Here is a 14,657-nt window from a genome sequence, read left to right on the forward strand (position 1 = left end):
CTCTTATACGCATATGCCACTCTACTGTAACATTTTGATCGTATATATCTTTGTTAAATTCAAATAAATGCACTTCAATTGATAATTGACGCTCATCTTCTTTAAAAGTTGGTTTATATCCAATATTACATACACCATCGTACCATTCATCGTGAACTTTTAATCTCACTGCATAAACACCTACAGGTGGCAATAAATACTCATCACTTAAACCTACATTAGCTGTTGGAAAACCAATTTGACGTCCACGTTTGTCGCCGTGTATAACTGTTCCCGCTACAGTATAGGCTCTACCTAAAATAGATGGAATTTGCTCCATTTCGCCATTTCGAATTAACTTTCGTAATGCTGTAGAACTTACTTTCTCTTCTTGAAATTCAACTTTTTCAATCACAGTCTGTGTAAACTCCCCTCTTGCATGAAATGGTAAAGTCTCCATCTTTCCTTTTCCTAAACGTCCATATGAATAATCAAACCCTGCTACTACATGCTTTACATTTAAACCAATAATATAATCATCTACAAATTGTTGCGGTAATAACCCTGCAAATGATTCATCAAATTTAATTACATATAATATATCGATTCCTAAGCTTTCGACTATTTTTTCTTTATCGCGCATCGGTGTAATATACTCCACATGCGCATCCTTTTTTCCTAAAACAACAGATGGATGAGGATGAAATGTCATAACTGCACTTTTATATCCTCGGTCGTCCGCTATTTTTTTCGCAGTTCGAATTACACATTGATGTCCTAAATGAATGCCATCAAAAAATCCTAATGCCATTACAGTAGGTGGTAATTCTAATTTATTTTGTTCATGTGGATGAGTTAAATGAATAAGTTTCACGCTTGAATTCACCTTTTTCTGTAATAATCCTTCCAATAATTCATTATAGCTTTAGTTCTTGATTATTCACAAGTACTTTCATCGGCTTTAACATACCAGGATGTTTCGGATGATGTTCATAAATTGCTAAGCAACGATCATTTTTATCAAACACTGTAATAAATGGTGCTGTTATTTCTAATTCATTTTTTAAGAACATACCATTCTTTATTTTCTCTGCTTGCTTTTCATCTACAACCATTTTTGGAAACTTACTTAATGCTTCATCAATTGAAATGAAGATAGACTCTACTGTTCCATTTTGCACGTTTTCTTCAATTTCTTCAAATGATATGCAATCTTCTAATAAAAATTCACCAGATGCCGTTCTTATAAGGTGCGACATATGTGATGGGAAACCAAGTTTTTCCCCGATCATTACAGCTAACGTTCTTACATATGTTCCTTTACTACACGTTACACGGAAACGGAATGAAATATTTTCTCCTTCAAAAACTTCACGATCATCAAGTAATATGAATTCATGAATTGTAATTGTACGAACTGGACGTTCCACCTCTTGCCCTGCTCTTGCATATTCGTATAATTTTTTCCCGTTTACTTTTACAGCCGAGAACATTGGTGGCATTTGTTCAATCGTGCCTGTTAATTCCGCAAGGACTTTCTCTACTTCCTTACGAGTAATAGTACGATCTACATTTTTCGTTTCAACAACCTCACCAGAAGCATCTTCAGTTGTCGTTGAAAACCCTAATGTTACTTCACCTTCATATGTTTTCGTTTCACTTGTTAAAAATTGTGCAATTTTCGTTGCTCTTCCAACGCAAATTGGTAATACTCCTGTTACATCAGGGTCTAATGTTCCCGTATGACCAATTCTCTTTTCTCGCAATATCTTTCTTAATTTAAATACACAATCATGTGATGTCATGCCTTTTGGCTTATGTAATAATACTACACCTTCCATATATGTTCACCTCATCATAATTCTCTCGTAGTAAATATCCAAAACTTATTTTGCATTGAAAAAATGGATAGACAAATGTCTATCCATTATTCTTCACGTTTACCGTCTTTATTAATTTCATGTAAAAGTGTATCAATTCGATGACCATATCCGATAGACTCATCAAACTCAAAGGTAATTTCTGGTGTTTTACGAAGACGAATACGTTGGCCAATTTCTGAACGAATAAAGCCTTTTGCCTTCGCTAAACCTTTTAAAGTATTTTCTTTCTGTTCTTCATCACCTAAAACAGAAATATATACTTTAGCAATTTGTAAATCACCACTCACTTGTACATCAGTTACTGTAACAAATCCAATACGTGGGTCTTTAATTTTACGACTGATAATGTCGCCTAATTCTTTTTTCATTTGCTCGCCCACACGGTTCGCACGTAATTTCATAACTCTTCACCTCATTCAATACCATTCCAAATGTGTTATTGTACGTTCAATTTCAGGAAATGAATCGATGTACTCAAGTACACGATTCATTTCTTTCTCACAGATAACACGATTTGAGGATACGGAAACAATTGCAATTTCTGTACGTTGCCATACATCTTGGTGCCCAACTTCAGAAACAGCTACATTATAGCGCTGTTTTACACGAGTTAACACACGTTGTAAAATTGCACGTTTCTCTTTTAAAGAATGCACATCGTAAATCATACACTCGAATGAGAGTGAAGCGATAATCATCGCTTCACTTCTTCCATAATGTACGCTTCAATGATGTCCCCTTCTTTAAGATCATTATATCTCTCAATTGTAATACCACACTCATAGTTTTGTGCAACTTCTTTTACGTCGTCTTTGAAACGTTTTAACGTATCAAGTTGTCCTTCGAAAATTACTACGCCGTCACGGATAATACGTACGCCACTATCACGCGTAATTTTACCGTCTGTTACGTAACAACCTGCGATTGTTCCAACTTTTGTTACTTTAAACGTTTGACGAACTTCTGCTTGACCGATTACTTTTTCTTCGAATTCTGGATCAAGCATACCTTGCATAGCTGCTTCAATCTCTTCGATTACTTTATAAATAATACGGTGTAAACGAATATCAACGTTCTCTAATTCAGCTGTACGCTTCGCGTTCACATCTGGACGTACGTTAAATCCAATTACAATTGCATTAGATGCAGAAGCTAAAATGATATCAGATTCTGTAATCGCACCTACACCAGTGTGAATGATTTTAACTTTTACGCCTTCAACATCAATTTTACGAAGTGATGCTGCCATCGCTTCAACAGAACCTTGTACGTCTGCTTTTACGATTAAGTTAATTTCTTTTACATCGCCCTCTTGGATTTGTTGGAATAAATCTTCAAGGCTTAATTTAGATTTCTCACCACGTTGTGCAACTAACGCTTCTTGTGCACGTGATTCACCAATTTGACGAGCTTTCTTCTCATCAGCAAATGCCATGAAACGATCTCCAGCCTGTGGTACTTCGTTTAAACCAGTAATTTCAACAGGAGTTGATGGACCAGCAACTTTTACACGACGACCAATATCACTTACCATTGCACGAACACGTCCGAATGAAGTTCCAACAACGATTGGATCTCCAACTCGAAGCGTACCATTTTGAACAAGTAATGTCGCGATAGTTCCTTTACCTTTATCAAGCTGTGCTTCGATTACTGTACCAGTTGCATAGCGGTTTGGATTTGCTTTATATTCTTCTACTTCACTTACAAGAAGGATCATTTCTAGTAAGTTGTCAATGCCTTCGCCTTGAATTGCAGAAATTGGTACGAAAATAGTATCTCCGCCCCAAGCTTCTGGAACTAATTCATATTCAGTTAGTTCTTGCATTACGCGATCAGGGTTTGCAGCTGGTTTATCCATTTTATTCACAGCAACAATAATTGGTACTCCTGCTGCCTTCGCATGGTTAATTGCTTCAACCGTTTGTGGCATAACACCGTCATCCGCTGCAACAACAAGGATTGTAATATCCGTTACTTGTGCCCCACGAGCACGCATCGTTGTAAATGCTGCGTGACCAGGTGTATCTAAGAATGTAATCTTCTTATCGTTTACTTCAACTTGATATGCACCGATATGCTGAGTAATTCCACCCGCTTCGCCTGCAGTTACTTTTGAGTTACGAATAGAATCCAGTAATGTTGTTTTACCATGGTCAACGTGTCCCATGATTGTAACTACAGCTGGACGTTCTTTTAAGTTCTCTTCATCATCTTGCTCATCAATGAATGTTTCAAACTCAGTCTCGCTTACAATTACTTCTTCTTCTACTTCAATACCGTAGTCGTTAGCAATTAACTCAATTGTATCTTTATCCAAGTCTTGGTTAATTGTTGCCATAATTCCAAGCATGAAGAGCTTCTTAATAATTTCAGATGGCTCTTTGCTTAATTTTTTAGCAAGATCTCCTACTGTAAGGCTTCCAGAGAAAGTAATTTTATCTGGTGTTTCTACAATTTGAGTTTGTTGTCTACCAGCAAAGTTCTCTTGACGTTTGTCTTCGTTTCCTTTGCCTTTTTTCTTTTTCTTATTGCTGTTCTTTTTACTGCGAACAACTTTTTCTTCTACTTCAAACTCATCTGCAACAGAAGGTTTTTCAGTTTGATATTCATTATCTAATTTATTTACTACTTCATCGTCTAACATTGTCATATGATTCGAAACCTCGATATTCATTTCTTTTAGTTTTGTCATAAGATCTTTACTTGAGATATTATGTTTTTTTGCATATTCATGCACTCGAATTTTACTCATACCTTCACCCCCGGTAATTTGTATCGAGCATGCTACGCAGCTTTTTCGCAAAGCCTACATCTAACACAGCTACAACGACTCGCTCATCTCTCCCAATCGCATGCCCTAATTGTTGTCGATTTTCGACCTTTCTCATTGGTACGTTGTAGTACGTAGTTTTATCTGTGATGCGTTTTGTAGTATTTACTGACGCATCTTCAGATAGCAATACAAGTTTTGCTTTGCCACTTCGTACTTCTTTTAAAACGAGTTCTTCACCCGAAATAATTTTCCGAGCCCGGTTTGCTAGTCCTAAAAACGATTTCCAATCGGACACTTATTTCGACTCCTTCTCAACAAGCTCAAGAAGCTCTTCATATAAAGAACCGTCGATTTTCGCTTTTAGATGATGTTCCAAAACATTTTTCTTTTGAGCTTGAAGAATGCTCTCCTTGTCCTTCGACAAGTAAGCACCTCGTCCTGATTTTTTCCCAGTTAAATCAATGGACACTTCTCCCTCTTTGGAACGAACAATGCGAACGAGCTCTCGTTTTGATTTCATTTCTTGCGTTGCAACACATTTTCGTAACGGAACTTTTCGATTGCTCATACTCATCACCTCTATTCGATTTCGTCTTCCACTGAATCGAATCCAAATGCGATTACGCTATCTTCTTCTGTTACAATACCAAGTTGTTTCGCATCAGACTCACTCTTAATATCAATTTTCCAGCCTGTTAATTTAGCTGCAAGACGTGCATTTTGTCCACGCTTACCGATAGCTAATGATAACTGGTGGTCTGGAACAACTACTGTTGTCGCTTTTTCTTCTTCATCTACAAGTACTTTAACAACTTGTGATGGGCTTAATGCATTTGCAACATATTCAACTGGATCATTTGACCAGCGGACGATGTCAATTTTTTCACCTTTTAATTCGTCTACAATGCGTTGTACACGTTGCCCTTTTGGTCCTACACAAGAACCAACTGGATCAACATCAGTGTTCTCTGCATATACAGAGATCTTAGAGCGATCGCCAGCTTCACGTGCTACAGAACGAATTTCTACAGTTCCATCATAGATTTCAGGAACTTCCATTTCGAATAAACGTTTTAAAAGACCAGGATGTGTACGTGATACGTAAATTTGTGGTCCTTTTGTCGTTTTTTCTACTTTCGTAATGAATACGCGAATACGATCATGTGGTTTGTATTGCTCATTAGGCATTTGCTCACTTACAGGTAATAAAGCTTCTACTTTTCCTAAGCTTACATAGATGAAACGAGCATCTTGACGTTGTACAATACCTACCATAATATCTTCTTCACGGTCACTAAACTCAGAGTAAATAACACCGCGCTCTGCTTCACGCACTCGTTGTGTGACAACTTGTTTTGCAGTTTGTGCTGCAATACGACCAAAGTCTTTTGGTGTTACTTCAATTTCTAGTACGTCACCATCTTGGTAGTTTGGATTAATTTGTCTTGCTTCCTCTACAGAAATTTCAAGACGTGGATCAAACACATTGTCTACTACGTCTTTACGTGCTAAAACTTGAATTGTTCCCACTTCTGGGTTAAAGCTCACACGAACGTTTTGTGCTTGATTAAAATTGCGCTTATAAGCAGAGATTAAAGCTGCTTCAATCGCATCAATAATAATGTCTTTGCTAATGCCTTTTTCAGATTCTAATACGAGCAAAGCATCTAATAACTCAGTGCTCATGAAGATCCCCCTTCTAACTAAAACGTAACAGCAAGTCGCGCATTTGCGACTTTATCCATCGAAATTTGGATTTCTTTTTTACGTGTTTTAATTGTTAATAATAATGTTATTGTTGTACCATCGTAAGAAAGCAGTTTTCCTTCAAACATCTTTTCACCATCAATCGGCTCATATGTTTTAATTGCCACTTGTTTTCCTACCGCTTGCTGGAAGTCTTTTTCTTTCTTTAATGGGCGTTCCGCTCCAGGAGATGATACATCCAAAAAGTAAAGATGAGGAATTGGATCCTCTTTATCTAAAGCTTCGCTTAAACGTTCACTTACCGCACCGCATTCTTCAATGTCGACTCCCTTTTCAGAATCGATGAATACGCGTAAGAACCAGTCTTGTCCTTCTTTCACATACTCTACATCTACAAGTTCAAGATTTAACTCTTCAACGATCGGCTGCGCAAATGCTTCTACAACTTCTGTGACTTTCTTATCCATAAACAGCCTCCTTCCTGCCGTCATGTACCATTTAAAAGAAGAAGACCCCGCCACTTTAAAAACGGTCTATCTTATTCTTTCTCGTTAGCTAACAAAAGCCCCTGCTGTTCAGCAGGGATTATCTGTCTTAGTATTACCAAATTTAAGAAGTAAAACTTGTAACAAAATATGTATATACGACAGAAATCTTTTACCTATCTACGTAGAGAAAACATAGATAGTAACACGAAAGAGTGGGTTTCCCCACTCTTTTCTTTACACAATATACATGACATGGTTATCTCGGTTAATAGTATATCATAGGAAATGTTGATTTGCAAAGACTTTTCCTACCTACTAGAACAGTGATAACTGGTTTTGATCCGGTAAATCTCCTAAACAACCTTGACTATCTAAATACTCAATAATTGTTTTCGAAACCTTACTACGCTGCTGCAAGTCCTCTTTTGATAAGAAGTCTCCATTTTTACGTGCTTCCACAATACTTAAAGCTGCGTTTGTACCAAGACCAGGTACCGCATTAAATGGAGGAATTAATGTGTCTCCATCAATAATAAATTCTGTTGCATGTGAGCGGTATAAATCCACCTTTTGGAATGAGTATCCACGCTCACACATTTCAAGTGTCATTTCTAGTACTGTTAATAAACTTTTCTCTTTCGGCGCAGCATCTAGTCCCTTTTGAGCAATTTCATCAATTCTTGCACGTATAGATGCTGAACCTTTCGCCATTGCCTCTACATCAAAATCATCTGCACGAACTGTAAAATATGCGGCATAGAATAACAGTGCAAAATGTACTTTAAAGTATGCGATACGTACAGCCATAAGTACGTAAGCAGCCGCATGGGCTTTAGGGAACATGTATTTAATCTTCTTACATGAATCAATATACCAACCTGGTACATTATTATTTTTCATGTCTTCTTCCCATTCTTCCGGTACACCTTTACCTTTACGAACCGACTCCATGATTTTGAAGGCTAATGATGGATCTAGACCTTGATAGATTAAATATACCATGATGTCATCACGACAACCGATAACTTCGCTCAGCGTACATGTACCGTTATAAATTAACTCGTTTGCATTACCAAGCCATACGTCAGTACCATGTGATAGTCCAGAAATTTGGACTAACTCTGAGAATGTCGTCGGTTTCGTCTCTTCTAACATCTGTCTTACGAATTTTGTACCAAACTCTGGTATACCAAGTGTACCTGTTTTACAGTTAATTTGCTCTTCCGTTACCCCTAACGATTCTGGACCAGAGAAAATTTTCATTACTTCTGGATCATCCGTTGGGATTGTTTTCGGATCAATACCACTTAAATCTTGTAACATACGAATAACGGTCGGATCATCGTGTCCTAGTATATCAAGTTTTAATAAATTATCATGAATTGAGTGGAAATCAAAATGCGTTGTTCTCCATTCAGCACCAATTGAATCAGCTGGGTACTGTATTGGTGAGAAATCAAAGATATCCATGTAATCTGGCACAACGATAATACCGCCTGGATGCTGTCCTGTTGTACGTTTTACACCGGTACACCCTGCTACTAAGCGATCAATCTCTGCATTTCGAATCGTTAAGTTATGATCATTTGCATAACCTTTTACATATCCGTAAGCAGTTTTTTCCGCAACTGTACCAATCGTTCCTGCACGATATACATAGTCTTCACCGAACAGTACTTTCGTATAGTTATGGGCACGTGGTTGGTATTCCCCGGAGAAGTTCAAATCGATATCGGGCACCTTATCTCCTTTAAATCCAAGGAACGTTTCGAAAGGAATGTCATGTCCATCTTTTACATATGGAATATTACAAGCAGGACATTCTTTATCTGGTAAGTCAAAACCAGAACCTACAGAACCATCATTAAAGAATTCTGATTGCTTACACTTCGGACATACATAGTGTGGTGGTAATGGGTTTACTTCTGTAATTTCCATCATCGTTGCAACAAATGATGACCCTACCGATCCACGCGAACCTACTAGATATCCGTCTACTAACGATTTTTTCACAAGCTTATGTGAAATTAAATAAATTACGGCGAATCCATGCCCAATAATACTTTTTAATTCTTTTTCTAAACGTGCTTCTACAATTTCCGGTAGCTCTTCACCATAAATGCTACGCGCCATTTTATAACTCATATCACGCGTTTCATCATCAGCACCTTCAATTTTCGGTGTGTATAGATCGTCTTTTACTGGATGCACATCACCAATTAATGACGCAATCTTTTGTGTATTTGTTACAACAACTTCTTTCGCTTTGTCTTCACCTAAGAATGAAAAACATTCTAACATCTCATCAGTTGTACGGAAATGTACTGGCGGTAATGAATGTCGATTTAACGGATTGGCTCCGCCCTGCGAACTGACTAAAATTTTACGATACATCGCATCCTCAGGGTCTAAATAATGCACGTTTCCTGTAGCAACAACTGGTTTATCTAACGTCTCACCTAGTTTTACTAAGTTAGAAATAATTGTTTTTAATTGACCTTCGTCTCGAACAAGCTCACGTTCTACTAAATGACGCAACACCTCTGGAGGCATTACTTCAATGTAATCATAGAACTGGGCAATTTCTTCTACCTCTTCAGGTGCCTTTTGCATCATTGCCTCGAACACTTCACCTTTATCACAAGCCGTTCCTACTAAAATTCCTTCACGATATTTTTTTAATAGTGACCTCGGCACACGTGGTACACGGTAAAAGTAATTAAGGTGAGAATATGAAACAAGTTTATATAAATTTTTCAATCCAACATCCGATGTGGCAAGTAACGTCATATGACTTGGACGGCCACGCTTATACGCATCCCCTTGTCCCATGCTATCATTTAATTGATCGTGATATTCAAATCCCTTTTCAATTACGTCTTTCAACATTTTCACAAGTAAATATCCCGTCGCTTCTGTATCATAAATCGCACGGTGATGTTGTGTTAATTCAATATCAAGTTTTTTACACATCGTATTTAATCGATGATTTTTCATTTCTGGGAATAAAAATCGTGCAAGTTCTAACGTATCAATAACTGGATTATTCGTTTTTTCTAGTCCAGCCTTTTTAAAACCTACGTTAATAAAGCCCATATCAAAGCTCGCGTTATGGGCAACAAGTGTATGGTCGCCCATCCATTCCTCAAACTTTTTAAACACTTCGTCCACTTCAGGTGCATCAGTTAACATATCATCCGTAATACCTGTCAATTCAATAATCGTCGCTGATAATGGTTGATGTGGATTTGCGAAAGATTCAAAGCGATCAATAATTTCGCCACCCTTTACTTTTACGGCAGCCAACTCAATGACTGTATCGTATACAGCTGATAAACCTGTCGTCTCAACGTCGAAAACAACATACGTTTCCTCTGCAAGTAAACGATGCGCTTCGTTATACGCTATCGGTACACCATCATTAACTAGATTTGCTTCTACACCATATATAACTTTAACACCAGCCTTCTTCCCTGCAGAATACGCCTCTGGGAAGGACTGAGCCACGGCATGATCTGTAACCGCAATAGCCTCATGTCCCCATTTACCAGCTTGAGCAACAAGCTTAGAAACTGGAGTGACAGCGTCCATTTGACTCATCGGAGTATGAAGATGCAGCTCTACTCGTTTTTCGCCTTCTGGTGCTTTATCTTTACGAGACGGTCCTGTTATTTCATTAATATCATTTGCAATCATTACTAAATCTCGAACGAATGTATCGTTTTGAACAGAACCACGCGCTTTCACCCACATTCCTTTTTTCAAGGATTGCAGCATTGGAATATCTTCTTTGTCACGCGAGAACATTTTGATCATAATAGAATCCGTATAATCCGTTATTTTTAAAGTTAATAACGTACGCCCACTACGAAGCTCTTTTGTTTCTACATGGAAGACATATCCTTGAACCGTTTTTCTTCTTTCTTCATCTTGAATTTCTCGCATCGGTGTAATCTCTTCATCTGGCTTAATAAGATACCCGAGTGTAATCGGTCCTTCATACACAACGCTGCTTTCTTCAGCTTGCTTCTTCGCCATTTCTTCCATAGCTTGTATAACACGCTCACGGTCTTCTTGCTGCGTTTGTTCACGAAACTTTTGCATTTCTTCTGTATTTTGCTGTATATGTGTGTCTAACTGAAAACGCGGGAATCCAAAAACTTCGTATTGATCCCCTACTGGTTTCGCAACGTTTTTCTTTAAAGCCGTAGACTCCAGCTCGTTATTTACATTTATTAGCAACTTCACTCCATTCACCTGTGGAAGCTGCTTCTTTAAGTATGCGAACATAGGTGAAAATGTAATTCGTTCCGTACAAAGCGGCCAATACGCCCTCACTTCTTCTTCTGTAAATTGTTTATTCTCTGTTTCTAATGCAAATGTTGTTCTTGCAATATGAGAAAATGATTGCTTAAGCTTTGTTTCTAGCAATTCATATAATTCTGTAGGCAAAATACGTGGCACTTGTAAATCAAAATGCCAACTTTTATTCGCTTTATCAATAACGAGCCTTTCAATACCACCGCCTTGTAAATATTGATTTATAAGGTCGTCTGGTATTTGCAACTGCTGGAGCAAAATTTGAAATCGCTCTTGTTGTTCATTTGTTAAAGACATAAGCACTCTCCTTCCATTTGCTATTATAAATTGAAACGTACCACAAAGAAAGATTTCTCACCTCTTCTTTTACAAAATACGTTTACAAAGAAAGAGAAGGTACCCCATTACGAGGTACCTCTTCTTATTTTAAAATATTTGCAATATATGTTTGAAGTTCTTCTACTTTTACTTCTTCAGACTCACCTGTAGCACGTACTTTCACTTCTACAATACCTTCGTCTGCTTTTTTACCAACTGTAACACGAACTGGAAGACCGAATAAATCTGCATCTGCAAATTTAACACCTGCACGTTCTGCACGATCGTCTAATAACACTTCATAGCCTTGTTCTTGTAATGAGTTGTAGATATTTTCACCCATTTCACGTTGTGCATCAGATTTCATATTTACTGGAATTACATGCACATGGAACGGTGCTACCGCTTTTGGCCAAACTAAGCCATTCTCATCGTTAAATTGCTCTGCAATTGCTGCTACTGTACGAGATACACCGATACCGTAACAACCCATAATAAGTGGTTGTGTTTTTCCGTTTTCATCTAGGAATGTTGCGTTCATTGCTTCACTATAACGAGTTCCTAATTTGAATACATGACCAACTTCAATTCCGCGTGCGAAAAGAATTGTTCCGTTTCCATCTGGAGATTGGTCTCCTTCTTGAATGAAGCGTAAATCTGTATATTGACTTACTTTAAAGTCACGTTCTGGATTTACATTTACATAATGGAATCCTTCTTCATTCGCTCCTGAACATCCGTTAACAATTGATGCTACAGCATGATCAGCAATAATTTCGATATCACCTGTTACATTAATCGGTCCTAATGAACCAACTTCACAATTTAATAATGCTTTTACTTCTTCATGAGAAGCAAGCTCAACAACTGAAGCGCCGTATACATTTTTCACTTTCACATCGTTTACTTCGTGATCACCACGAACAAGTACAACTACTAATTTCTCATCTACTTTAAACACCATAGACTTAATGCACTTGTCAGCTGCAATGTTTAAGAATGCAGATACTTCTTCAATTGCTTTTTGGTCTGGTGTTGCTACTTTTTCAAGTGCTTTTTCTGCTACGTCACTCTTCGTATACGTAGCTACAACAGGAGCCATTTCGATATTTGCTGCATAATCAGATGTGTCAGAGTATGCAATTGTATCTTCACCAACATCAGATAATACCATAAATTCATGTGTATCTTTTCCGCCCATTGCTCCAGAATCAGCAATAACTGCACGGAAATTCAAGCCACAGCGAGCAAAAATGTTAGAGTATGCTTTATATAAGCGATCGTATACTTCATCTAAGCTCTCTTGTGTAGCATGGAAAGAGTATGCATCTTTCATTAGAAACTCTCTTCCACGTAATAAGCCGAAACGAGGTCTTTGCTCATCACGGAATTTTGTTTGAATTTGGTATAATGTTAACGGTAATTTTTTATATGATTTCACTTCATCACGCACAAGATCCGTAATTACTTCCTCATGTGTCGCTCCTAATGCGAATTCACGAGCGTTACGATCTTTCATACGCATTAATTCAGATCCGTAAGAATACCAACGACCTGATTCTTGCCATAATTCTGCAGCTTGCATAGCTGGCATTAATAATTCTACAGCTCCTGCGCGCTCCATTTCTTCTCGAACGATACGTTCTACTTTGTGTAATACTTTTAATCCAAATGGTAGAAAGCTATAAATACCAGAAGCATTTTGACGCATAAAACCTGCACGAAGTAATAGCTGATGACTCTTAATTTCAGCATCAGCTGGAACTTCACGTAATGTAGGACTGAATACCATACTTTGTTTCATTTATTTGCACCTCTTCAATTTACTCTTACACGCAGTAAAACCCCTCACCTCGAGTTAGGTGAGGGATTTTATTCTACGAGCTCTATTTCATTATAAGTTTCACTTTATTTTACAAGAAAAACTTACGAATGTCATTCCAAGTTACAACTAACATAAGTAACATTAATAATGCAAAACCAATAAAGTGAACCATTCCTTCTTTTTGGCGATCAATTGGTTTCCCTCGTAACGCTTCAATTAAGAAGAAGAATAAACGGCCACCATCTAAAGCAGGAACTGGTAATAAATTAAATAAACCAAGATTAATGCTTAGAACTGCAGCTAAACTTAGTACACGCGTAAACCCATAATCTACAACTTGATCTGTTAGATTATAAATTCCTACTGGACCTGATAACTCATTAATAGAAAATTGACCAGTTACTAATTTAACAAGAGATTCAAAAATTAGTTTCGTCCATTGGTACGTTTGTTCAAATCCTGATTTAATAGAACCCATTACTGTTTTCTCTACAGGAGAATAAACACCGATTCTACCAACTTCGTCTTTTCCTTCTTTATCGAGTGTTGGCGTTACTTTCACATTAAACTGTTCATTATCACGCTTTACTTGTAACGTAATTTCTTTATTTGGGTTTTCACGTACAATAGTAACAACATCTTTCCATGTACTTGTGTTTTTCCCATCAATAGCTTGAATTGTATCATTCTCTTTCAATCCAGCTTGCTGTGCTGCACTGTTATCCATCACTTTTCCGACCATTGGTTTGTCAATAGGGACCCCTTGTACAAATCCAAGAATCACAAAAATAACAAATGCTAAAATGAAGTTCATTGCAGGACCCGCAAAGATTGTTAAAGCGCGTTGCCCTAGTTTTTTCGAGCCAAATTGTCTATTATACGGGGCAATTTGAATTTCTTCCCCCGCAGTAATAATACGAGCCTTTTCATTCACTCGGAATGTTTGAAGCTCTTCCTCGTACTCTTCATAGCCCGAAATTGTTAAATTATGCTCCAAATCAGCTTGTTCGACTTCAATAACACGAACATTTGGATACTTTTCATATCCATCAAAAACTAATTTCACAACTTCGTCTTTTTCATTTAATACAAGGCCAACCTTTTTCCCAGGCTTTAACTCAACTGTGTCCGCATCCTCGCCAGCCATTCTTACATAGCCACCAAGGGGCAGTAATCGAATCGTATACACCGTTTCATTCTTTTCAAATGAGAATATTTTCGGACCAAAACCAATCGCAAACTCGCGGCATAAAATACCTGCTCTTTTTGCGAAATATAGATGCCCTAGCTCATGGAAAAATACGAGTGCACCGAAAATTAATATAAAGGCAATCGCTGTATTCAATTCCATAACCACCTTT

Annotated in this window: 12 protein-coding genes; all 12 read right to left on the reverse strand. The window is 37.6% G+C overall.

Annotated features, from left to right (window positions below; all coding sequences use genetic code 11):
- Positions 1 to 853, reverse strand: an 853-nt coding sequence (gene ribF / locus HMPREF2590_RS04890) for a bifunctional riboflavin kinase/FAD synthetase (protein ID WP_070861370.1), incomplete at its 3' end; no start/stop codon positions are given.
- A gap of 43 nt (positions 854 to 896) precedes the next feature.
- Positions 897 to 1,820 (reverse strand): tRNA pseudouridine(55) synthase TruB, encoded by a 924-nt coding sequence (truB, locus tag HMPREF2590_RS04895; protein ID WP_000399348.1) that lies wholly within the window; start codon positions 1,818 to 1,820, stop codon positions 897 to 899.
- An 86-nt stretch (positions 1,821 to 1,906) separates the two neighbouring features.
- The gene (gene rbfA / locus HMPREF2590_RS04900; protein ID WP_000776437.1) at positions 1,907 to 2,263 is read right to left on the reverse strand and encodes a 30S ribosome-binding factor RbfA; all 357 of its coding nucleotides are present in this window, start codon (positions 2,261 to 2,263) and stop codon (positions 1,907 to 1,909) included.
- A 15-nt stretch (positions 2,264 to 2,278) separates the two neighbouring features.
- A complete protein-coding gene (locus HMPREF2590_RS04905; RefSeq protein WP_000582363.1) occupies positions 2,279 to 2,560 on the reverse strand; it encodes a DUF503 domain-containing protein in 282 nt (93 codons plus the stop codon).
- Positions 2,557 to 4,617 (reverse strand): translation initiation factor IF-2, encoded by a 2,061-nt coding sequence (infB, locus tag HMPREF2590_RS04910; protein ID WP_000036343.1) that lies wholly within the window; start codon positions 4,615 to 4,617, stop codon positions 2,557 to 2,559. The genes HMPREF2590_RS04905 and infB overlap by 4 nt, the downstream gene beginning before the upstream one ends.
- Positions 4,618 to 4,621: 4 nt before the next feature.
- Positions 4,622 to 4,933 (reverse strand): YlxQ family RNA-binding protein, encoded by a 312-nt coding sequence (locus HMPREF2590_RS04915; protein WP_001286524.1) that lies wholly within the window; start codon positions 4,931 to 4,933, stop codon positions 4,622 to 4,624.
- Positions 4,934 to 5,206: an RNase P modulator RnpM gene (gene rnpM, locus HMPREF2590_RS04920; protein ID WP_000071127.1), complete on the reverse strand. Its 273-nt coding sequence runs from the start codon at positions 5,204 to 5,206 to the stop codon at positions 4,934 to 4,936.
- 11 nt (positions 5,207 to 5,217) lie between these two features.
- Entirely contained in the window at positions 5,218 to 6,324 is a 1,107-nt protein-coding gene (gene nusA / locus HMPREF2590_RS04925) for a transcription termination factor NusA (protein WP_000102604.1), read from the reverse strand.
- A 17-nt stretch (positions 6,325 to 6,341) separates the two neighbouring features.
- Positions 6,342 to 6,812 carry a ribosome maturation factor RimP gene (rimP, locus tag HMPREF2590_RS04930; RefSeq protein ID WP_000359096.1) on the reverse strand — a complete coding sequence of 157 codons (471 nt, stop codon included), beginning with the start codon at positions 6,810 to 6,812 and terminating at the stop codon, positions 6,342 to 6,344.
- A gap of 336 nt (positions 6,813 to 7,148) precedes the next feature.
- On the reverse strand, positions 7,149 to 11,450 hold the full coding sequence (locus HMPREF2590_RS04935) for a PolC-type DNA polymerase III (RefSeq protein ID WP_000060005.1): 4,302 nt from the start codon (positions 11,448 to 11,450) through the stop codon (positions 7,149 to 7,151).
- 124 nt (positions 11,451 to 11,574) lie between these two features.
- Complete coding sequence (locus HMPREF2590_RS04940) at positions 11,575 to 13,275, reverse strand: proline--tRNA ligase (RefSeq protein WP_000814315.1); 1,701 nt, start codon at positions 13,273 to 13,275, stop codon at positions 11,575 to 11,577.
- Between the two features lie 109 nt (positions 13,276 to 13,384).
- Positions 13,385 to 14,641, reverse strand: coding sequence for an RIP metalloprotease RseP (gene rseP, locus HMPREF2590_RS04945; RefSeq protein ID WP_001090243.1), 1,257 nt, complete (start codon positions 14,639 to 14,641; stop codon positions 13,385 to 13,387).
- Positions 14,642 to 14,657 lie beyond the last annotated feature (16 nt).

The sequence above is a fragment of the Bacillus sp. HMSC036E02 genome (assembly GCF_001836235.1).
Taxonomy (GTDB): domain Bacteria; phylum Bacillota; class Bacilli; order Bacillales; family Bacillaceae_G; genus Bacillus_A; species Bacillus_A cereus.

Coding starts and splice junctions, on each gene's coding strand:
- truB (WP_000399348.1), bottom strand. CDS start 1,820: ATGGAAGGTGTAGTATTATTACATAAGCCAAAAGGCATGACATCACAT.
- rbfA (WP_000776437.1), bottom strand. CDS start 2,263: ATGAAATTACGTGCGAACCGTGTGGGCGAGCAAATGAAAAAAGAATTA.
- HMPREF2590_RS04905 (WP_000582363.1), bottom strand. CDS start 2,560: ATGATTATCGCTTCACTCTCATTCGAGTGTATGATTTACGATGTGCAT.
- infB (WP_000036343.1), bottom strand. CDS start 4,617: ATGAGTAAAATTCGAGTGCATGAATATGCAAAAAAACATAATATCTCA.
- rnpM (WP_000071127.1), bottom strand. CDS start 5,206: ATGAGCAATCGAAAAGTTCCGTTACGAAAATGTGTTGCAACGCAAGAA.
- nusA (WP_000102604.1), bottom strand. CDS start 6,324: ATGAGCACTGAGTTATTAGATGCTTTGCTCGTATTAGAATCTGAAAAA.
- rimP (WP_000359096.1), bottom strand. CDS start 6,812: ATGGATAAGAAAGTCACAGAAGTTGTAGAAGCATTTGCGCAGCCGATC.
- HMPREF2590_RS04935 (WP_000060005.1), bottom strand. CDS start 11,450: ATGTCTTTAACAAATGAACAACAAGAGCGATTTCAAATTTTGCTCCAG.
- HMPREF2590_RS04940 (WP_000814315.1), bottom strand. CDS start 13,275: ATGAAACAAAGTATGGTATTCAGTCCTACATTACGTGAAGTTCCAGCT.